Here is a 19771-nt window from a genome sequence, read left to right as displayed (position 1 = left end):
GGGCCGCGCCGGACGGCCGCCCCCGTGCGCCGTACGTGCGCCCCCGGCGCGCGGCGCCAAGGCGGGGCGGGGGCCGGGAGCGGCGGGTGGCGGGGTCGGGGCCGGGAGCGGTGGGTGGCGGGGACGGGCCGGGGCCGGGTGTCGGCGGTGGCGGGCCCGGGTGCGACGGGTGGCGGGGCCGGAGCCGGGAGCGGTGGGTGGCGGGGCCGGGCGGTAAAACCCTTGGCCGGGGCCGGGCGGGGGCCCCGATACTGACCGGGTGTTCCTGACGATCAGTACGACCGGTACCCCCGAACGACCCGCGACCGACCTGGGCTTCCTGCTGCACAAGCATCCCGACAAGGCGCAGGAGTTCTCCACCTCCTACGGCACGGCCCACGTCCTCTACCCGGAGGCGAGCGCCGAGCGCTGCACGGCGGCGCTGCTGCTGGAGGTGGATCCGGTCGCGCTGGTGCGCCGGGGCAAGGGCAGCCGCGATCAGGGCCGCAGCCCCGACACGGCACTCGCCCAGTACGTCAACGACCGCCCGTACGCCGCGTCCTCGCTGCTCGCCGTCGCGCTGGGCCAGGTGTTCTCCAGCGCGCTCGCCGGCCGGTGCGCCGCCCGGCCCGAGCTGGCGGCGGCCGCGCTGCCGCTGCGCGTCGAGGTGCCGGCGGTACCCGCGAAGGGCGGCGCCGACCTGGTGCGCCGGCTGTTCGCGCCGCTGGGCTGGACGGTCACCGCCGAGCCGGTGCCGCTGGACGAGCGGTTCCCCGAGTGGGGCGACTCCCGGTACGTCCGGCTCGTCCTCGACGGTGAGCTGCGCCTCGCCGACGCGCTGCGCCATCTGTACGTGCTGCTGCCGGTGCTGGACGACTCCAAGCACTACTGGGTGTCGGCCGACGAGGTGGACAAGCTGCTGCGGGTCGGCGAGGGCTGGCTGCCCGGCCACCCGGAACAGCAGCTGATCACCCACCGCTATCTGTCGCGCCGCCGGTCCCTGACGCGCGAGGCGACGGAGCGCCTGGAGCTGGCGCGGCTGGCCGCGGCCGACGACACGGAGGCCGAGGAGCTGGACAACGCCGTCGACGAGGACACCGACACCGAGGAGCGGCCCGTGCCGCTGGCGGTGCTGCGCCGCGAGGCGATCCTCGCCGCGCTGCGCGACGCCGGCGCGAGCCGGGTCCTCGACCTGGGCTGCGGTCAGGGGCAGCTGCTGCGGGAGCTGCTGAAGGAGCCGCGGTTCACGGAGATCGTCGGCGTCGACGTGTCCGTACGGGCCCTCGCCGTCGCCGCGCGCCGACTGCGTCTGGACCGCATGGGCGAGCGGCAGGCGGCCCGCGTCCGGCTGACGCAGGGCTCCCTCACGTACACCGACGCACGGCTCAAGGGCTACGACGCGGCGGTCCTCAGCGAGGTGATCGAGCATGTGGACCTCCCGAGGCTGCCCGCCCTGGAGTACGCGGTGTTCGGCTCCGCGCGGCCCGGCACCGTGCTCGTGACGACGCCGAACGCCGAGTACAACGTCCGCTGGGAGACCCTGCCCGCCGGGCACGTCCGCCACGGCGACCACCGGTTCGAGTGGACCCGCGCCGAGTTCCGCGACTGGGCGGACGGCGTCGCGGAACGCCACGGGTACACGGTGGCGTACACGCCCGTGGGGGCCGAGGACCCGGAGGTCGGCCCGCCCACGCAGATGGCCGTGTTCACCCTCACCGAGACCACCGCCCCGGCCGGGAAGGCCGTCCCGGCCGCGACGACCGAGGCGGCCATGCGGACCGACCCGGCCGCGCAGACAGCCACCGCCACCACCGCCACGAAGGAGGAGAAGGCCGCATGACCGCCACCGCCGTCACGGAGCCCGCCGCCGCGCGGGCCCGCGTCCTGCCCGTCACCGACCTGTCCCTCGTGGTGCTGATCGGCGCCACCGGCTCCGGCAAGTCCACCTTCGCCCGCAGGCACTTCAAGCCCACCGAGGTCGTCTCGTCGGACTTCTGCCGCGGGCTGGTCTCCGACGACGAGAACGACCAGAGCGCCAGCCGCGACGCGTTCGACGTGCTGCACTACATCGCCGCCAAGCGGCTCGCCGCCGGCCGGCTCACCGTCGTCGACGCGACGAACGTGCAGGCCGAGGCGCGCCGGCAGCTGGTGCGGCTGGCCCGCGAGCACGATGTGCTGCCCATAGCCATCGTCCTCGACGTGCCCGAGGAGGTGTGCGCCGCCCGCAACGCCGCCCGGCCCGACCGCGCGGACATGCCCCGCCACGTGATCCGCCGCCACCGCGGCGAACTGCGGCGCTCCCTGCGCGGTCTGGAGCGCGAGGGCTTCCGCAAGGTGCACGTGCTGCGCGGCGTCGAGGAGATCGAGGCCGCCCAGGTCGTCCTGGAGAAGCGGTACAACGACCTGCGCCACCTGACCGGACCGTTCGACATCGTCGGGGACGTCCACGGCTGCGCGTCCGAACTGGAGGCGCTGCTCGGCAAGCTCGGCTACGTCGACGGGCGCCACCCCGAGGGGCGCACCGCCGTCTTCGTCGGCGACCTGGTGGACCGGGGCCCCGACAGCCCCGGTGTGCTGCGCCGCGTCATGGGGATGGTCGAGTCGGGCGACGCCCTGTGCGTGCCGGGCAACCACGAGAACAAGCTGGCCCGCTGGCTGTCCGGCCGCAAGGTGCAGCACACCCACGGCCTCGCCGAGACGATCGGGCAGCTGGAGCGGGAGGACGACGCGTTCCGGCAGCGGGTGCGGGAGTTCATCGACGGGCTCGTCAGCCACTACGTGCTCGACGGGGGCCGGCTCGTGGTGTGCCACGCCGGTCTGCCGGAGAAGTACCACGGCCGCACGTCCGGCCGGGTCCGCTCGCACGCCCTGTACGGCGAGACGACGGGCGAGACCGACGAGTTCGGCCTGCCCGTGCGCTATCCGTGGGCGGAGGAGTACCGGGGCCGCGCCACCGTCGTGTACGGGCACACGCCGGTGCCGGACACCTCGTGGGTCAACAACACGATCTGCCTCGACACCGGTGCCGTCTTCGGCGGGAAGCTGACCGCGCTGCGCTGGCCGGAGCGGGAGCTCGTGGACGTGCCCGCCGAGCGGGTCTGGTACGAGCCGGCCCGGCCGCTGGTCACGGACGTCCCCGGCGGCCACCAGGGCCGGCCGCTGGACCTGGCCGATGTGCACGGCCGCCGCGTCGTGGAGACCCGCCACGCGGGCAACGTCGGGGTGCGCGAGGAGAACGCCGCCGCCGCGCTGGAGGTCATGAGCCGCTTCGCCGTCGACCCCCGCCTCGTGCCGTATCTGCCGCCGACGATGGCGCCCACGCCGACCTCGCGGCTCGACGGCTTCCTGGAGCACCCGGCGGAGGCGTTCGCCGCGTACGCCGCCGACGGTGTCGCACAGGTCGTGTGCGAGGAGAAGCACATGGGATCGCGCGCCGTGGTCCTGGTCTGCCGGGACGCCGGCGCGGCACGCGAGCGGTTCGGCGTGGACGGCCCCACCGGCTCCCTGTACACCCGCACCGGGCGGCCGTTCTTCGGCGACGAGGCGACGACCGAGTCCGTACTCGACCGGGTGCGCGCGGCCGTCACGGCCGCCGGGCTGTGGGACGCGCTGGACACGGACTGGCTGCTGCTGGACGCCGAGCTGATGCCGTGGTCGCTGAAGGCCGGCGGGCTGCTGCGCTCGCAGTACGCCGCCGTGGGCGCCGCCGCCGGGGCGTCGCTGCCCGGCGCGACGGCCGCGCTGGAGGCCGTGGCCGCTCGGGGCGTGGACGTGTCCGCGCTGCTGGAGCGGCAGCGGGAGCGCGCGGCCGACGCGACGGCGTTCACCGAGGCGTACCGGCGGTACTGCTGGCCGACCGACGGGCTGGACGGGATGCGGCTCGCGCCCTTCCAGATCCTCGCCGCGCGGGGCCGCAGCCTCACCGGGCTGCCGCACGACGAGCAGCTCGCGCTGATCGACCGGCTCGTCGCGGCGGACGGCACGGGCCTGCTGCGGAGCACGGGCCGCCTGCTGGTGGACACGGGCGACGAGGCGTCCGTGCGGGCCGGTGTCGACTGGTGGCTGGAGCTGACCGGCGAAGGCGGTGAGGGCATGGTCGTCAAGCCGCTCCGGGCGCTCGCGCGGGACGGTGCGGGGCGGCTGGTGCAGCCGGGCGTCAAGTGCCGGGGCCGCGAGTACCTGCGGATCGTGTACGGCCCCGAGTACACCCGCCCGGAGAACTTGCGGCGCCTGCGCTCGCGGTCGCTCGGCCACAAGCGGTCGCTGGCCCTGCGCGAGTACGCCCTCGGGCTGGAGGCGCTGGACCGGCTGGCCGACGGGGAGCCCCTGTGGCGGGTCCACGAACCGGTCTTCGCCGTCCTGGCGCTGGAGTCCGAGCCGGTGGACCCCCGCCTGTAGGCGCGGGGCGCCGGGCGTCGTGGTGCCCGGCGCCCCGTCGGGCCCGCACCCCGTCGGGCCCGACGGCCCGTCGTGCCCGCGCCCCGTCGGGCCCGCGCCGCAGTCGGGGCTGTGGCCCCGCCTCCCCTGGTGGCGGCGTCGCCCGACCGGGAAACCCGCCTTGGACAGGCCCGGCCGTCCTGGGTGCGGGGGTCCCGGTCTCCGGCGCCGCCGTCGTGGGCTGTGCCCACCCGTTCCGCCCCAGCGGAACGACTGCCCACAGCAGTCGCGGTGCCGGGCCCGCGCCGCCCTAGGGCAGGGCCCACAGCGGTCGCGGCGCACCGTTCCGGGCCGTCGCGGCTGGCTCAGCTCAGTTGGGACTGGACCTGGGAGGAGATCAGCTCCAGGTGGTCCAGGTCGTGGAGGTCGAGGACCTGGAGGTAGATGCGGGAGCTGCCCACCTCCGCGTACCGGCCGATCTTGTCGACGACCTCCGCCGGGGAACCGGCCAGCCCGTTCTCCTTCAGCTCGTCCACGTCCCGGCCGATGGCCTGCGCGCGGCGGGCCACCTCCGCGTCGTCCTTGCCGACGCACACCACCAGGGCGTTGGAGTACACCAGGTCGTCCGCGCTCCGCCCGGCCTCCTCGGCGGCCGTGCGGACCCGGCCGAACTGCGCCTGCGTGTCGGCGACAGAGGCGAACGGGATGTTGAACTCGTCGGCGTAGCGCGCCGCCAGACGCGGCGTCCGCTTCGCGCCGAGCCCGCCGATCAGCACCGGCACCTTCGCCTGGGCGGGCTTGGGCAGTGCCGGGGAGTCCGCGAGCTGGTAGAACTTCCCGTCGTAGCTGAAGGTCTTGCCGGTCTCCGTGCCCCACAGGCCGGTGACGATGTCGAGCTGCTCCTCCAGCCGGCCGAACTTCTCCTTCGGGAAGGGAATCCCGTACGCCGTGTGCTCCTGCTCGAACCAGGCGGCGCCCAGGCCCAGCTCGACCCGGCCGCCCGACATCTGGTCGACCTGCGCCACCTGGATCGCCAGCACGCCCGGCAGCCGGAACGTGGCGGCCGTCATCAGCGTGCCCAGCCGGATGCGGCTGGTCTCACGGGCCAGGCCCGCCAGGGTGATCCAGGCGTCCGTCGGGCCGGGCAGCCCGCTGACGGAACCCATGTGCAGATAGTGGTCGGAGCGGAAGAAGGCGTCGAAGCCGAGGTCCTCGGTGGCCTTGGCGACGGTGAGCAGGGTGTCGTAGCTCGCCCCCTGCTGGGGCTCGGTGAAGATGCGCAGATCCATGACTCCATCCTGCACCGATCGGCGTCCCCGGCAGGACCGCGACGGGCCGCGCCCCTCGCCGCCCCGCCCTCACGGCCCCGCCGCCGAGTCCGCCGGGTCGGCCTCCTCCGCCCGCTCGGGCGGTCTGGACAGGTCGCGGACCGGCAGTCGGCGCAGCATCATCCGCACGCGGTCGCCGGCCTCGTCGGCGGCGTCGATCGCCTCGATGCACTGCCAGTACAGGCCCTCCTCGTCCGTGGCGCAGGCCACGGAGACGAGCGCCATCCCCACCTCCCCGAGCAGCACGCCGAGGGCCACTAAGGTGCCGCGCGGGTCGAGGACGCCGGACAGCTGCGCCGCCGCCGACGCGCCCGGCCTGCGCGCCGGGTGGTCGGGGCCCGCGACGCCGCGGCCGCCGGTCTCCCCCAGTCCGCGTGCCTCGCCCCGCAACTCCCGCGGACCGAACAGCGCCAGATGGTCGCCGATCGCCTGGGCCAGGCACTGCGCCTGCCAGACGGACGCCATGATCTCGGGCACCGCCCGGCTCTCGGCGAGATCACTCCGGCTGAGGGAGATGAGCCGTTCCGCATCCATGTCCGCCGCCCCCGTTCGTACGACTGTCCGCTCACAAGTTCACTACCCAGAGTGAAGCGGTCCGAGCCCAAACACCAGGGGAATTCGGAAATCTGTGGACACGAAGCTCAGTGTGAATAACTCCATCACTCCGCAGAGTGACGATCACGTCTGACGATCACGGCGTGCGGCCCGCCCCGGCGGCCGCCCCACGGGGAAGCGCCGCTCGTTCCGGTCGATCTTCGCGGAGAGCGCCTGGAGCGGATCGACGCCCAACCGCCCGCAGAACTGCAGGAGATACGCGAGCACGTCGGCCACCTCGTCGGCCACGCGGTGCGCCGTGTCCGGGTCGTCCATGACCCGCTCGGCCTCCTCGGGCGTCAGCCACTGGAAGATCTCCAGCAGTTCGGCCGCCTCGACGCTCAGCGCCGCCGCCAGGTTCTTCGGGGTGTGGTAAGGCTGCCACTCGCGCGAGGCGGCGAACTCGGCCAGCCTGCGCTGCAGTCCAGAAACGTCCAGTTCGGTCACAGGCGTCAGGTCTACCACCCGCGCCCGCGCCGGGGCGGGCCGCCCCGGACACCCGCGGGTGCCGGGATCTCCCGTCAGGCGTGCGGGCCGGCCGCGGCCGCGGTGCCCTCGACCTCCGTGCCGGCCGGGGTCAGAAGGAACACGTTCCGGTCGACCCGGTGCATCGAGCTGCCCAGGCCGAAGACGACCCCGCTGCTGAAGTCCAGCACCCGCTTGGCGACTTCGGTGTCCGCGCTGGTCAGGTCCAGCAGCACGGGAATCTGCGCGACGAGGTACTCGGCGACCTCCCGCGCGTCCGCGAAGACCTGGACGCGCAGCACCACCATGCGGCGCTGCGCCCCGGCCTCGGAGTCCTGGGGGACCGTGCGGTGATCGACCCTGGACGGCCACTCGTCGCGCCCCCGCAGCGGGACGACCTGCGCCAGGCCCTCCCACTGCTCGTCGGTGACGTCGTACCTCTCGTACCTACTCATGCACCCATCCTGGCGTCCCTCACCCGTTCGGCCCAACTCCGACACGGGTCGTGTCGCCAAGCGCCGCCCCGGGCCGCCGCCGCGGACCGGGTGCCGTCGGGCCCTCAGGCGGTGCCGCGGGCGCGTCGGCCGGCGCACAACGGGCCCGTCAGTCGATGTCGAACAGCGGGCCGGTGACGGTCAGTCCGAGTTCGTCGCCCACGAACGAGAAGAACGCGAGCAGCATCAGCGCGGCACCGGCGAGTCCGATGTCCTTGAGGAAGTGGGTCATCTCCGCCTGGCGGCCGTCCGGGGTGTCCTCCTTCCAGAACGCGTGCATCACCAGCGCGGTCGGGATGAGGAACACGAGCAGCAGCAGCGCGCCCAGGTCCGCCCAGACGCCGAGCAGGATGCTCAGTCCGCCGAGGAGCAGCAGCACGCCGCTGAGGAGGGTGGCGGGCTTGGGGGCGGGCAGGCCCTTGCTCTGCGCGTATCCGGCCATGTACTGCGTCTTCGTCAGGTGGTTGGCGGCGAAGGCGAGGAACGGCAGGGCGAACAGGATGCGCCCGATGAGTACGAGGATGTCCATCTGCGTCCTCCACGTGGATCGCGTGGACCGCCGGGGTCTCCCGGCCCCGGATGCGCGGGGGCCGGCGGGGACCGCCGGGATCGCGGGGATGGTCGGGTGAGGGAGGAACACCTCGTACCAGGATACGTCCGGACGAACAGGCGGCCCGCCGGGTGGGCTTCTACGCTGGAGGCATGCGGTTCACGGATCGCGCGACCGCCGGACGGCAGCTGGCCGGGGCCGTGCGGGAGCTGCGCCCGGACCGCCCCGTCGTGCTCGGGCTGCCGCGCGGCGGGGTCCCGGTGGCCCATGAGGTGGCCACCGCGCTCGGCGCGCCCCTGGACGTGCTGGTCGTCCGCAAGCTGGGCGTCCCCTCCCACCCCGAGCTGGGCTTCGGCGCGATCGGGGAGGGCGGCGTGCGCATCGTCAACGACGCGGTCGTGCGCGCCGCCGGTGTGGGCGAGGACGCCAGGGCGCGGGTCGAGCGGGCCGAGCGGGACGTGCTGGAGGAGCGGCTCAGGCGCTACCGGCGCGACCGGCCCGGGGTGCCGCTGCGGGGGCGTACGGCGGTGCTGGTGGACGACGGGATCGCGACGGGTTCGACGGCTCTGGCGGCCTGCCGGGTCGCACGGGCGCACGGCGCCGCGCGGGTCGTGGTGGCTGTCCCGGTGGCCCCGCTGGAGGCGCTGGAGCTGCTGCGGCGCGAGGCGGACGAGGTGGTGTGCCTGGCGTCGCCGGAGCGGTTCGGATCGGTGGGGCAGTGGTACGACGACTTCGCGCAGACCCCGGACGACGAGGTCGCCGGGCTGCTCTCGCGGCACGCCCCGCACGAGGGCGGCTGAACCGGGGCGCGTGAAGCGGCCGCACCCTCTTGCGCGGGGCGGTACAGGTCCCACAGTGGAAGGTGAGGACCGCGCACGGACATTTCCGACGCCGACCGTACGGGAGGCCGTCATGAGGCAGCACGCGCCGGGACAGGGCGCCCCGCGGGCCCCCTCGCCCGAAGGCGCCTCGCAAACCCCCTGGCCGGAAGGGGCACGGGCCCCGCGGGCGCCCGCCCCCGCGCCGGGAGTCCCCGCCGCCGAACCGTCCGCCCCCGCCGCCGGGCCGGGACCGGCTCGGGCCGTCCCCGAGGCCCCTGCCGCGGGCGCGGCCGCATCCGCCGGACCCGGTGCCCCCGCCGCCCGCGACGAGGGAGCCGCCGAGGCCGGGTCCGCCACCGGGCGGGGCCCGGTGCCGGTGCTGGAGCGGGCCGTGCGGGAGGTGATGCGGACGTCGCTGGTGACCGTCGCGGCCGGGGAGACCGTGCTGGCCGCGTGGGAGCTGCTGGAGCGCTCGGGGGCGCGGCACCTCCCGGTGGTCCTGCCGGACGGGCGGTGCGCCGGTCTGCTGGACCGGGCCGAGGTCGCGGTCGCCTGTGCGGCGCCCGCCGTCTCGCTGTCCCGCCGCTACGCCTGGGACCTGGTGCGCTGCCGCAGGTGTGTGGTGGTCCACCACGGGGACCCGGTGGGCCGGGCGGTCGCCGTCATGGACGCGAACGGCTGCGACGCGCTGCCGGTCGTCGGGGACGCCGGGACGCTGGCCGGGTTGTTCACGGCCGCCGACGTCGTCGCGGCGCTGGCGGGGCGGCGCGCCGAGGTGCTGCCCGGCGTGGGCGCGCGACCGCCGTACCCGTACCCGGTGATGCCGGGGCTCCCGCCCCGGCAGGACGACGGCCGGATCTCGCCGGTGCCGTGAGGCGGGACCGCGGCCCGACGTGGTGTCCGGTGACTCGGCGAGCGCCGCGTGGAGGAGGTGGCGTGGTGACGAACAGGTCCAGGCACAGCCGTGGCGGTGAGCGGGAGCCGGAGGGCTCCGACCGCACGGCCCCGGAAGGCGCGGCCCAGCGCACGCAGCCGGGCGCGTCACCCCGTACCGAGCGGGGGGCGTCGCCCCGTACCGAGCGGGGGGCGTCGCCCCGTACCGAGCGGGGAGTGGAGGCGAAGGGCCGCGAGGGCGGCGTGCCGGGCGCTCCCGGGGCGCGGCTGCCGGCGCACGGGCCGGTGCGGCCCGGCCGGGCCTCCGCGTGGCGCGACCGGCCGGTACGGACCATCCGCGTGCGGGGCCTGTTCGGCTGAGGCGGCCGGGCTCTCGGGCGTCCGGCGGCAGGCCGGGGTGCCCGGGCGAGCCGGCGGCGCCACGGGGCGACGGGTCCTCGGAGCCTCGGGACGTACGGCGGCCGTCAGGGCCTCGGGGCGTAAGCCACCAGGGCCTCGGGGCGCCGGGGGCCGGCCGTCAGACCGTCAGCGCGCCGGGGCATCAGGGCCCGAGGGCGTCAGACGGTGAACGGGCGCTGGGCGAGGAACTCCTCCGCCGGGCGCCCCGACACGTACAGGTTCGGGCTCTGGCTCGCGGGCATGCGGCGGGTGATCGCCCGGTGGAAGGCCCGGTGGTCGCCCCGGAAGGCGCCCTTGTCCCACACCTTCAGGAGCGTCCCGGTGAACAGGCCGTTGACCTGGCCGTCCGAGGCGAGCTGGTTGTCCTGGCAGGCCGAGACCAGCAGTGCGTCGGCGGGTCGGCCGTCGGCGCGCAGTTCGCGCTGGAGCTCCCGGAAGAAGTCCTTGTCGCGCTGGTAGAGGGCCCCTTGGCGGGCGACCGGCATCAGGCGCGAGACGGTCTCGATCTCGTCCCGGTCGTCGGTGCCGAACTGCTCCCGCAGCGCCTCCGGGGTGAGCAGGTCCCGCACCTCGATCCCGCTGCCGCTGTGGCAGCAGTCGAGCAGGACGAAGACCCGCACGCCGTCGGCGAAGCGGGCCAGCTCGCGGTTGAGCTCGTCGTCGAGGTACTGCCGGTCGTACAGCACCAGGGTCTCGTCCAGGGCGTCCGGCTCGTCGGCGGTCTCGTCCGGGACCTGGCCGCCGTGGCCGGAGTACGTGAGCAGGAAGGCGTCCCCCTCGCGCAGCCGGGCCGCCGCGGCGCGCAGGGCGGCGGTCACCCCGTCGACGGTGGCCTCGTCGGTGATGAGGACAGTGCCGGAGTACCCGGCGTCGGAGGCGAGGGCCGCCATGTCGCGGGCGTCGTTCTCGCAGGCGAGGAGGCGGCCGTCCCAGCCGTCGTAGCGGTCCGGGTCGACCGTGTTCAGTCCGATGTGCAGGGAAAGGCCGGTGGCACCCATCGAGTTCTCCTAGCGCGGGCGGCTGCGGGTTGGTCGGTGCCATCCCTTCCGTGCGGGGCGTCCGGGCGAACCGCCGGACGGCGGCCGGGCGGGGAAATCCGCCTGAACGGGTCCGTCACCGGCGCGGTGCCGCGGCGGACCGCCCCCGGCCGCGGCCCGTCGGCGGCGGTCTGCGCTGATGGGGTGGCGTGGGCGGCGGTGCCGTTGGGGGGCCGCCACCGCGCGGTACTAGTCGGATCGTGATTTCTTCCGATGAACCGGACGGCTCGGCGGGCCCCGCGCCGGAGCGCCCGGCCGGCGGCTCGCTGGCCGACCGGGAGGGCTACGACGAGGGCTTCCTCGGCATCGCCGTACCGCTGCCGCGCCTCACCGCGCCCAGCGTGGAGACGGTCGTGCTGCCGTACACCCACTTCAGCGTCCTGCTCCGCCCGGACCGCAGGCTCGCCGCGGCCACCGCCGTCGCCATCGACGGCGAGCGGCTCGTGGAGGACGTGCCGCGCACCGACGACTGGCGGTACGACCCGCGGGTGGCGGAGGACTGGCAGGCGGGCCCCGAGGTGTACCGGAACAACTCCCTGGACCGGGGGCACCTGGTGCGCCGCCTCGACCCGGTGTGGGGCGCGACGGCCGTGGCGCACCGCGCGGACGGCGACACGTTCCACTACACGAACGCCGCCCCGCAGGCCGATGTGTTCAACCAGGGCAAGCAGGTGTGGCAGGGCCTGGAGAACTACCTGCTGGACCACGCCGCCCGCCACGACCGCAAGCTGAGCGTCCTCACCGGGCCGGTGCTGCACGACGCCGACCCGCCCTACCGGGGCGTGCAGGTGCCGCTGCGCTTCTGGAAGGTCGCGGCGTTCGTCCACGAAGGGCGGCTCGCCGCGACGGCGTACGTCCTCGACCAGAGCCCCGACCTGACGCGCGACGCCGACCGGGCCCTCGCCGGGGCCGTGCCGGGCGCGCCGCCGCCGCTGGGCGCGTTCCGCACGTACCAGGTGCCGGTGGCCGACGTGGCCCTGCTGACCGGCCTCGACCTGGGGCCGCTGCCCGCCGCCGACCTGATGCCGCCCGCCCGCGCCCCGGAGGCCCGCTGGCGGCGCCTGGAGGCACCCGACGAGTCCGCCCTGAACCTCTGAGACATCCGGACCAGACAGGCCCGAAGCCACGGGAGGCCCCATGCGACCCCGGATCGTGTACGTGCACGGCTGCGGACCCAAGCCGCGCGCCGACCTGCTCAGGGCGCAGTGGGACCGGGCGCTGTTCGGGCACGACGCGGACGGCACGTCGCACCTGGCGTACTGGGCGCCGCTGCGCCACCCCGAGCCGCTGCCGGACCGGCTGAACGACCCGCTGGAGGGGCGGCCGGGTGCCGTTTCGGAGGCGGAGGCCGAGGAGGAGGCGGAGACGCCCGCGCCGCCGCCGCTGGAGGACCCCGCCCGGTTCGTGGCCCGCACAGCCGCCGACGCGGCGAGGGAGGCGGAGGCGGCCGGAGCCCGCGCCGGCGCGGAGGGCGGACCCGCCGTGGCGGAGGGGCCGCTCGGCGGGTGGCTGCGGGACATGGCCTACCTCGCGGAGGCGCTCGCGCTGGCCGAGGAGCGCCGCCCGGGTCCGGGCGAGGAGCCCCTGCCCCGGGCGCTGCCGCTCCCCCGGCCCGCCCGCACGTCGCTGTTCCGGCTGCTCGTGCGGTACGTGTTCGAGGACGTCCACGCGTACTTCTTCGGCGGCGCGGGGCCGGCCGTGCGGCAGGTCGTCGCGGACGCCCTGGACGCCGCCGAGGCGGCCCGGCGGGCGGACGGAGGCGGACCGCTGGTCGTCGTCGGGCACAGCCTGGGCAGCATCGTCGCGTACGAGGTGCTGGCCGAGCGCGGGCAGCGGGCGGACCTGTTCGTGACGCTCGGATCGCCGCTCGGCATCACCGAGGTCCAGGACTGCCTAGCCGCGCCGCCCGCCGTGCCGCCCGGTGTCGCCCTGTGGCTCAACGCCTCCGACGCTCGGGACCTCGTGGCGCTCGACCACACGCTCCGCCCCGACTACGCCCCGCCGGGCCGCGTGACGGATCTGCTGGTCGGTAACGGGAGCGCCAACCACCACGGGGCGTGCGAGTACCTGTCGAACCCGCTGGTGCGGGACCCGGTGCGCCGGGTGTTCAGCCGGATTGCATGAGCCCCTACCCGGTGTGACGATGAACGTGAGAGGGCCGAAGGGGGGCACGGGGCGACCGGGAGGGTGACCGGCACGACGGTGACGACCGGGCAGGTGCTCAATGCCGTTGGAGACCCCCGAGTGGGACAAGGTCACCGAGTGGGTCCGCGAATACCTGCTGGACTCCACCGACCCGTACACGCAGCTGCGGCACGCCGGCTTCGCGCCCGAGTTCATCGGCGGGCTGCCGCTGACCGCCGTCAGCGCGCAGAACGCCCGCGTCCTCGTCCAGGCGTCCCGCCGCACCATCGACGGCCAGGTGCGGCTGCTGCGGGCGCTGGTCCTCAACGACCGCCTGCGGAACCTGCCGTACGTCAGGGACGCCGAGGAATACCTCGCCCAGCTGGAGCGGGACGCGCAGGCGCACCGGTCGCAGGACGTCTTCCGCACCCATGTGCTGCGCGGCGCCGAGGTGTTCCTCGACCGGGAGGACCTGCGGGAGACGCTGCGCGCGTTCGTCGCGGACAGCGACAAGTCGGTGCTGCTGGTGGACGGAGAGCCGTACAGCGGCCGGTCGTACACGTACACCTTCATCCGGCACATCGCCCAGCACCAGGGCTTCCGCCCGGCGCGGGTGCTGCTCGGCCCGACGATGACGGCCACGAAGGTCGTACGCCGCCTCGCCGCGTTCGTCTCCGATCCGCGCGCCGGGGTCGTGCCGCCCGTGCCGACGGACCTGGACGATCCGCTGCCGGCGCTGGACGAGGCGGTGCACTGGGTGGTGCTCCAGGCAACCGCCGCCGAGGACCGGTACTGGTTCGTGCTGGACGACTGCGACCGGCTCGACCCGGGCTCCGACGTGTGGGACCTGATCAGCCAGCTGGCCCTCGCCCTGTACGAGCACGCGCCCGTCCGCCGCGACCAGGCGCCGCGGCTGGTGCTCCTGGGGTACGGCGAATCGACCCGGCAGCTGCCGTACGAGCTGCGGCACAGCCTGTGCTGGGACCGGGCGCGCACCGCGGGGCCCGACGAGGTGCGGGCGTTCTTCGACCGGTACGTCCGCGAGCAGCCGCCGCCCTCGCTGGCCGCGCTCGCGGCGGAGGAGCGGGAGGCCGCGCTCACCGGCCTGGTCGACGTGGCCGTGGAGGAGGTCCTCGCGGCGGCGGCCCGCGACCCGGACGGCACGGCGGGAGCGGGCGGCGCGGGCGGCACGGCGGGGCCCGGGTACGCGGGCGGCACCGGCCCCGAGGACGGTGGCGGGGGCGGCGGCGCCGGGGACGGCGGGGCGGGGTCCGAGCCGTGCGCGCAGAGCTACATGCGGCGCCTGGGTACCGCGGTGGAGGGAGCGGTCCGTGTCTACCGAACCCTCCGCTGAGCCCGGCACCGGCGCGGCGGCCCTGTGCGAGCTGTTCCGCAGCCGGCTGCGGCAGGAGCTGCGGCCCGCCGCGGGACCGCCCGGAGCCGTGCCGGACGCGCGGTGCGGCTACCGCACGGCGGCGTGCCTGCTGACCTCCTTCGACCCGCGCCGGCTGCGCCTGCCGGACGAGGCGGAGCCGACCGGCCGGGCCGTGATGGAGCTGGCGGCGGACTGCACGGCGACCGGCATGGCCGACCGCACCGAGTGGACGCTGAAACCGGAGGTGCGGGCGGCCACCCTGCGCGCCCTGCCCGGCCCTGAGGAAGCGCTGCGGGCCCTGGAGGCCAACCTGGGCGCGGCGCCCGACTGCCCCGGGCCCGAGCAGGTGTGCCTGGACGTGCTGCGCGGCAAGCCGCCCCAGACGGCGGGCGCGGGCCCCGACGAGCTGGCGGACGTGCTGCAGGCCGTGCTGTGGCTGTCGCTGGTGCCGGGCGTGACCGGGCTGCCCGACGCCCGGGTCGTCCGCGGCGAACTGGAGCTCGCCCGGCTGCTGCAGCCGCTGGAGCGGCTGGTGCGGGTGCCGTTCATGGGCCGGGACGCGGAGCTGGCGGCGCTGCGCGACCACGTCCACGCGCCACTCCCGCCCGGCGGCGCCCGGACGGTGCCCGCGCCGCTGGTGGTGCACGGCCCCGGCGGCATGGGCAAGAGCACCCTCCTGGCCACGTTCCTGCTGGACGCGCTGCGGGAGGGCGCCGACGCGGGCGGTCTGGGCGGCGGCGTACGGAGGTTCCCGTTCCCCTTCGCGTACATCGACTTCGAGCGGCCCACCCTGTCGGTGCACGAGCCGGTGACGCTGGTCGCGGAGTCGGCGCGGCAACTGGGCATCCAGTACCCGGCGTTCCGGGCCGAGCTGGACGCGCTGGCCACCGCCTGCCAGGAGGAGGCGCACCAGCAGCGGGCCGAGGAGGAGCGGGTCGCCGAGCTCAACCGGCTGGCCACCACGCGCGCGGGGGTCGGCCGCAAGTCGTCGATGCAGTTCCTGTCGGGCGCCAGCGAGCGGGAGAGCGCCCTGTCCCGCCAGGTCGGCGAGGTGCTGCGGCGGGCCGCGCCGGGCGAGCCGCCGTTCGTGCTGGTCGTGGACTCCTTCGAGGAGGCGCAGTACCGGGGCTCGCCGGCGCTGGGCCGGATGTGGGCGGTGTTCGTGGCGCTGTCGGAGGCGTACCCGAGGGTGCGGGCCGTGGTGTCGGGGCGCTCGCCCGTCGGGCACCCGAGGGAGGGGGCGCGGCCGGTGGAGATCGAGCTGCGGGACCTGGACCCGGAGGCGTCCGTGGCGCTGCTGCGGGCGTGCGGGGTCGCGGACCCGGAGCTCGCGCGGACGCTGGCCGAACGGGTCGGCGGGCATCCGCTCAGCCTGCGGCTCGCGGCGCGGGCGGCGGCGCTGGCCGGTTCGGACGCGATGGGCGTGAAGGAGCTGATCGGGAGCCTGCCGGCGCGGCGCCGCGACTTCTTCCGCCGCGTCGACCAGCTGCTGGTGCAGGGCATCCTCTACGAGCGGATCCTGCAGCACATCCCCGACCCCGACGTGCGGCGCGTCGCGCAGGCCGGGCTGGTGCTGCGGCTGATCACACCGGACGTCATCCGGGAGGTGCTGGCCGAGCCGTGCGGGGTGGCCGTGCCGGACCCCGCCGAGGCGCGGCGGCTGTTCGGGACGCTGTCCCGGCTCGACCTGGTCGAACCGGCGGGCCCGGAGGCGGTGCGGGTGCGGTCCGACGTGCGGGCGATCATGCTGCGGCTCGCGGCGAGCGACCCGGCGTCGCCGACGCGGGAGGTGGAGCGGCGGGCCGTGGAGTACTACGCGGCGCGCGAGGGCCTGGAGGCGCGCGCCGAGGAGATCTACCACCGGCTGCGGCGCGGCGAGCACCCGCGCACCGTGGAGGAGCGGTGGCTGCCCGGTGTGGAGCGGCTGCTGGCGGGCGCCCAGGAGGAGATGAGTCCCCGCGCGGCGGCGCTGCTGAGCGCGCACCGGCGGCGCGGCGGGGCCTCTGACCTGGTGATGGCGGAGGCCGACCAGGAGGACTGGGAGCGGATCGCGGCACGGGAGGTGGAGGACCTGCTCGCGCAGGGGTTCACCGAGCAGGCACTCGCCCGGCTCGCGGAGCGGCGCCCCTGGACGCCGTGCAGCCCCCTGCACGCGCTGTACGCGGAGGCCCTGGACCGGGCGGGGCGGCGGGCCGAGGCGCGGCGGGTGGCGTCGGACGCGGTCGACGGGGCGCGCGAGGCGGACTGCGGGGAGCGGCAGCTGGAGCTGCTGCTGCTGTCGGCGCGCCTCGCGGAGCAGGACGGCGACGCGGAGAGCGCGGACCGGGAGCTGCGGCTCGCCGAGGACGTGGCGATCGGCCTCGGGCAGGATTTGGAGGCGGTGGGCGCGATGCTGGCGCGGGCCCGGCTCGCCGACGAGGCGGAGGTGCCGGACCGGGACGCCGACACCCGGCTGGCGCGGCGGCTGCGGCAGGTGCCGGACGAGGTGCTGGCCGTCCAGCCGTCTCTGGTGCGGGCGGCGGCGTCCCAGGTGTACACGCTGGACGCGCGGGCGCTGGACCACGCGCTGGACCTGGTGGGCCTTCCGGAGGGCGACGAGGTGCTGGAGGTGCTCGGTGCGGGCCTGCGGCGCGCGGTGAAGGCGGACCCGCTGCTGCTGCGGCCGCTGATGGACATCCTGCGGTCGGCGGCGGGCGCGCACGACGTGCCGGCCCGCCCGGCCGGTCCCTCGCCCGCCGGGGCGCCGCCGCCTCCCCCCGAGGCGCCGGCCGCGCCCGCGCCGCCCCCGACGGACGTCACGGACATCCTGCGGCTCGTACGGGACCGGGGGACGCTCGACGAGCTCGCGCGGCGGCTGCTGGTGCTGAGGGACGGCAGCGGGCAGATCGCGGCGAGCGTCGCCGCGGCGCTGCGCGGCGGCGGGGAAGGCGGTGAACTGCCGTGACCGGTGGGACGTCCATGGGCTTCCTGTCGCAGGAGGAGATCCTCGCCGTGCGGGACGCGGCCCTCGACGCGGGCCTGACCGACCCCGCGGTGCGGCCGCTGCTGTTCAACGGGATCATGCCCCGGTACCGGGCGACGCTGCCGCTGCTCGCCGCTCCGGGCCTCCAGACCCAGTCGGACCTGGTGGAGATGAACCGCGTGGAGCGGCTGGTCGACGGTTCGGTGCCGCTGGAGATCTGGCTGCGCAACGCCGTCGCCCAGACCACGGCCGCCGCGCCGCTGGCCGTGCTCCAGCGGGCGCTCGACGATGTGGCGCGGGACGCGGCGGGCGAGCCGGACGTCCTCGCCGGGCGCCCGGTGCCGGAGATGAAGGAGCAGATCGTCCACCGGGACGACACGGTGCCGTTCGCGTTCCTGCGGGGCGGTGACGCGGCGGGCTCCGCCGTCGCCCGCGTGACGGTGCCGCCGCTGGAGGGCGGGCGGCCGCTGCAGCCGAACGGCAACCCCCACACGGGCACCGGCTGGCTGATCACCCCCCGGCTGCTGGTCACCAACCACCATGTCGTCAACGCCCGTACCGGCTCCGGCGGCACGCGCCCCCTGGCCGCCCCCGGCGACCTGCTCGACCAGGCGCGCACCGCCCGCGCGCGGTTCGACTACGAGAGCGACGACACCGAGACCGCGGAGGCCGGCGTACAGGAACTGGCCGCCGCCGACGCGGAGCTGGACTACGCGGTGCTGCGGCTCGCGGAGCCGTCCGCCCGTCCGGTGCTGCCGCTGTACGGGCGGACGCTGCGGATCGCGCAGGGCGATGTGGTGGCCGTCAACATCATCCAGCACCCGGGCGGCGCGCCGAAGCGGGTCGCGCTCCGCAACAACCTGGTGTTCGAGGCGGACGACCGGGACCTGCACTACTTCACCGACACGCGCAGCGGTTCGTCCGGCTCGCCGGTCCTCACGGACGACTGGCGGGTGGTGGCTCTGCACCGGGGCACGCGGCGCGTGGAGAACGTGTCGTTCCAGGGGCGCGGCACGGCGTTCGTGAACGTCGGCACGCAGATCACCGCCGTCCTGGCGCACCTCGCGGCGCACGCCCCGGACGTGCACGCCGAGATCGAGGCGGTACGGCGCGAGGCGGCGGCCGGGGCGCCCCGGTGAGACCGGGAGCCTCAGGGGACCGCCGCGGGAGGCGCCGGATGACACGCCCGGCGGACCGTCGCAGGACCCGTCGGCAGTGGGAAGGAGCAGCACATGGCCAGCCGTAGCAGGTCGCCGGTCGCGGCCGGTCCCGCGGAGATCTTCGCCGATCTGCGGGGCGTCGCGGACCGGGTGCGGGAAGGGCTGACGCGGGAGGTCCCGGAGTCGGCGTACGAACCGCCCGCCGATGAGGCGCCGGGCGAGGAGATCGCCCGGTTCGCCGAGCAGGAGCGGGCGCGGGTCCTCCAGGCGGGGGCGCGGGGCCTGGAGAAGCTGGCCGAGGGCCGCGACGACGAGATCGGTGACGACGAGTCGTTCGGGATGGAGGCGATCGTCCTGCTGGAGGGCCGGCCCGCGATCCTCGTGCAGGACGCGGACTTCCCGCCGCAGGAGGGCGAGTGGGAGGTGCTGAACCGCCACCGGGCGGCCATCCGGGAGACCCTGGCGCGGGTGGGCCGGGTCGACGTGTCGGGGCATCTGCGCCTGGACTGGGTGGGGACGGCGTTCCTGGTCGGCGCGGACGTGGTGATGACCAACCGGCATGTGGCGGTGGAGTTCGCGGCGGACGACGGCGCGTCGGCGTGGACGTTCCAGCCGGGTCTCGCCGCCGCGATGGACCTGGCCCGCGAGTACGGGGCGCTGCCGGGGGCGGGCGGGCTGACGTACGCGGTGACGGAGGTCATCGGTGTCCACCGGGACGTCGACCTGGCGCTGCTGCGGGTCGCGCCGGCGCCGGGCGGGCAGGAGCTGCCGGCCCCGCTCGCCGTGGCGGCGGACGCCCCGGCCGATCTGCCGGGCCACCCCGTGTACGTGGTGGGGCATCCGGCGTGGGACGGGCGGCGCAACGAGCCCGAGTCGATGCGCCGGATCTTCATGGACGTGTACAACGTCAAGCGCCTGCAGCCCGGTACGGCCGGCCGGCTGCTGCCCGAGCGGAACGTGCTGACGCACGACTGCTCGACGCTGGGCGGCAACAGCGGCTCCCCCGTGCTGGACCTGGCCGACCACCGCGTCCTGGGCCTCCACTTCGGCGGGCGGTACGGCTTCGGCAACTACGCGGTGCCGCTGTGGTCGATGCTGGAGGACCCGCTGGTGCGGCAGGCGGGGCTCAACTACGTGTGAACCGGCGGGGCGTTGCCCGCGCGGGGCAGGGGTGCGCCCCGGAGCGTGGGGGCTCCGGGGCGCTGTGTGGGG

The 19771-nt window shown here is 75.8% G+C and carries 16 protein-coding genes and 1 pseudogene; 11 read left to right on the top strand and 6 right to left on the bottom strand.

What is annotated here, in order from left to right:
• The first annotated feature begins 259 nt into the window (after positions 1 to 259).
• Both ACSUPT_RS23780 and ACSUPT_RS23775 read left to right on the top strand, forming a co-directional pair.
• Positions 260 to 1819 carry a 3' terminal RNA ribose 2'-O-methyltransferase Hen1 gene (locus tag ACSUPT_RS23780; protein ID WP_436945466.1) on the top strand — a complete coding sequence of 520 codons (1560 nt, stop codon included), beginning with the start codon at positions 260 to 262 and terminating at the stop codon, positions 1817 to 1819.
• Positions 1816 to 4377, top strand: a complete 2562-nt coding sequence (locus ACSUPT_RS23775; protein WP_436945465.1) for a polynucleotide kinase-phosphatase — start codon at positions 1816 to 1818, stop codon at positions 4375 to 4377. The genes ACSUPT_RS23780 and ACSUPT_RS23775 overlap by 4 nt, the downstream gene beginning before the upstream one ends.
• A 344-nt stretch (positions 4378 to 4721) precedes the next feature.
• Here the strand turns inward: ACSUPT_RS23775 and ACSUPT_RS23770 are convergent, their stop codons facing one another.
• The 5 genes from ACSUPT_RS23770 to ACSUPT_RS23750 form a co-directional block, all read right to left on the bottom strand.
• Positions 4722 to 5645, bottom strand: a complete 924-nt coding sequence (locus ACSUPT_RS23770; protein ID WP_365729858.1) for an LLM class F420-dependent oxidoreductase — start codon at positions 5643 to 5645, stop codon at positions 4722 to 4724.
• A 69-nt stretch (positions 5646 to 5714) separates the two neighbouring features.
• Entirely contained in the window at positions 5715 to 6218 is a 504-nt protein-coding gene (locus ACSUPT_RS23765) for a DUF6099 family protein (RefSeq protein WP_351964932.1), read from the bottom strand.
• A gap of 144 nt (positions 6219 to 6362) precedes the next feature.
• Positions 6363 to 6725 carry a nucleotide pyrophosphohydrolase gene (locus ACSUPT_RS23760; RefSeq protein WP_351964933.1) on the bottom strand — a complete coding sequence of 121 codons (363 nt, stop codon included), beginning with the start codon at positions 6723 to 6725 and terminating at the stop codon, positions 6363 to 6365.
• Positions 6726 to 6799: 74 nt separating this feature from the next.
• Complete coding sequence (locus tag ACSUPT_RS23755; protein ID WP_351964934.1) at positions 6800 to 7198, bottom strand: cell division protein SepF; 399 nt, start codon at positions 7196 to 7198, stop codon at positions 6800 to 6802.
• Between the two features lie 148 nt (positions 7199 to 7346).
• Entirely contained in the window at positions 7347 to 7766 is a 420-nt protein-coding gene (locus ACSUPT_RS23750; RefSeq protein ID WP_361661479.1) for a DoxX family membrane protein, read from the bottom strand.
• A 173-nt stretch (positions 7767 to 7939) separates the two neighbouring features.
• On the opposite strand from ACSUPT_RS23750, the pseudogene ACSUPT_RS23745 reads away from it, so the two are divergent.
• The 3 genes and pseudogenes from ACSUPT_RS23745 to ACSUPT_RS23735 all read left to right on the top strand — a co-directional run.
• Positions 7940 to 8569, top strand: a pseudogene (locus ACSUPT_RS23745) (phosphoribosyltransferase); the annotation flags it as partial.
• 130 nt (positions 8570 to 8699) lie between these two features.
• Complete coding sequence (locus tag ACSUPT_RS23740) at positions 8700 to 9482, top strand: CBS domain-containing protein (protein WP_436945464.1); 783 nt, start codon at positions 8700 to 8702, stop codon at positions 9480 to 9482.
• Between the two features lie 62 nt (positions 9483 to 9544).
• A complete protein-coding gene (locus tag ACSUPT_RS23735) occupies positions 9545 to 9862 on the top strand; it encodes a hypothetical protein (protein WP_399217806.1) in 318 nt (105 codons plus the stop codon).
• 197 nt (positions 9863 to 10059) lie between these two features.
• Here the strand turns inward: ACSUPT_RS23735 and ACSUPT_RS23730 are convergent, their stop codons facing one another.
• Positions 10060 to 10899, bottom strand: coding sequence for a caspase family protein (locus tag ACSUPT_RS23730; protein WP_351964938.1), 840 nt, complete (start codon positions 10897 to 10899; stop codon positions 10060 to 10062).
• A gap of 239 nt (positions 10900 to 11138) precedes the next feature.
• Here ACSUPT_RS23730 and ACSUPT_RS23725 point away from each other — a divergent pair, with 239 nt between their 5' ends.
• The 6 genes from ACSUPT_RS23725 (at position 11139) to ACSUPT_RS23700 (ending at position 19699) form a co-directional block, all read left to right on the top strand.
• Positions 11139 to 12035: a DNA/RNA non-specific endonuclease gene (locus tag ACSUPT_RS23725; RefSeq protein WP_403504388.1), complete on the top strand. Its 897-nt coding sequence runs from the start codon at positions 11139 to 11141 to the stop codon at positions 12033 to 12035.
• A gap of 40 nt (positions 12036 to 12075) precedes the next feature.
• Positions 12076 to 13062: a hypothetical protein gene (locus tag ACSUPT_RS23720; protein WP_361661473.1), complete on the top strand. Its 987-nt coding sequence runs from the start codon at positions 12076 to 12078 to the stop codon at positions 13060 to 13062.
• A 100-nt stretch (positions 13063 to 13162) separates the two neighbouring features.
• The gene (locus ACSUPT_RS23715) at positions 13163 to 14416 is read left to right on the top strand and encodes a hypothetical protein (protein ID WP_436945463.1); all 1254 of its coding nucleotides are present in this window, start codon (positions 13163 to 13165) and stop codon (positions 14414 to 14416) included.
• Positions 14394 to 17381: an AAA family ATPase gene (locus ACSUPT_RS23710; protein ID WP_436945462.1), complete on the top strand. Its 2988-nt coding sequence runs from the start codon at positions 14394 to 14396 to the stop codon at positions 17379 to 17381. Before ACSUPT_RS23715 ends, ACSUPT_RS23710 begins: the two co-directional genes overlap by 23 nt.
• On the top strand, positions 17378 to 18538 hold the full coding sequence (locus ACSUPT_RS23705) for a trypsin-like peptidase domain-containing protein (protein WP_436945461.1): 1161 nt from the start codon (positions 17378 to 17380) through the stop codon (positions 18536 to 18538). Before ACSUPT_RS23710 ends, ACSUPT_RS23705 begins: the two co-directional genes overlap by 4 nt.
• A gap of 93 nt (positions 18539 to 18631) precedes the next feature.
• Positions 18632 to 19699, top strand: a complete 1068-nt coding sequence (locus tag ACSUPT_RS23700; RefSeq protein ID WP_361661464.1) for a trypsin-like serine peptidase — start codon at positions 18632 to 18634, stop codon at positions 19697 to 19699.
• Positions 19700 to 19771 lie beyond the last annotated feature (72 nt).

The organism is Streptomyces sp. SudanB25_2051, from assembly GCF_964272635.1.
Taxonomy (GTDB): Bacteria; Actinomycetota; Actinomycetes; order Streptomycetales; family Streptomycetaceae; genus Streptomyces.
The sequence above is the reverse complement of the archived record's forward strand: the minus strand, read 5'-3'. Positions and strand labels throughout refer to the sequence as shown.

What these genes read in the sequence shown, in the direction of transcription:
- ACSUPT_RS23775 (WP_436945465.1), top strand. Translation starts at nt 1,816, where the DNA reads ATGACCGCCACCGCCGTCACGGAGCCCGCCGCCGCGCGGGCCCGCGTC.
- ACSUPT_RS23770 (WP_365729858.1), bottom strand. Translation starts at nt 5,645, where the DNA reads ATGGATCTGCGCATCTTCACCGAGCCCCAGCAGGGGGCGAGCTACGAC.
- ACSUPT_RS23765 (WP_351964932.1), bottom strand. Translation starts at nt 6,218, where the DNA reads ATGGATGCGGAACGGCTCATCTCCCTCAGCCGGAGTGATCTCGCCGAG.
- ACSUPT_RS23755 (WP_351964934.1), bottom strand. Translation starts at nt 7,198, where the DNA reads ATGAGTAGGTACGAGAGGTACGACGTCACCGACGAGCAGTGGGAGGGC.
- ACSUPT_RS23750 (WP_361661479.1), bottom strand. Translation starts at nt 7,766, where the DNA reads ATGGACATCCTCGTACTCATCGGGCGCATCCTGTTCGCCCTGCCGTTC.
- ACSUPT_RS23740 (WP_436945464.1), top strand. Translation starts at nt 8,700, where the DNA reads ATGAGGCAGCACGCGCCGGGACAGGGCGCCCCGCGGGCCCCCTCGCCC.
- ACSUPT_RS23730 (WP_351964938.1), bottom strand. Translation starts at nt 10,899, where the DNA reads ATGGGTGCCACCGGCCTTTCCCTGCACATCGGACTGAACACGGTCGAC.
- ACSUPT_RS23720 (WP_361661473.1), top strand. Translation starts at nt 12,076, where the DNA reads ATGCGACCCCGGATCGTGTACGTGCACGGCTGCGGACCCAAGCCGCGC.
- ACSUPT_RS23715 (WP_436945463.1), top strand. Translation starts at nt 13,163, where the DNA reads ATGCCGTTGGAGACCCCCGAGTGGGACAAGGTCACCGAGTGGGTCCGC.
- ACSUPT_RS23700 (WP_361661464.1), top strand. Translation starts at nt 18,632, where the DNA reads ATGGCCAGCCGTAGCAGGTCGCCGGTCGCGGCCGGTCCCGCGGAGATC.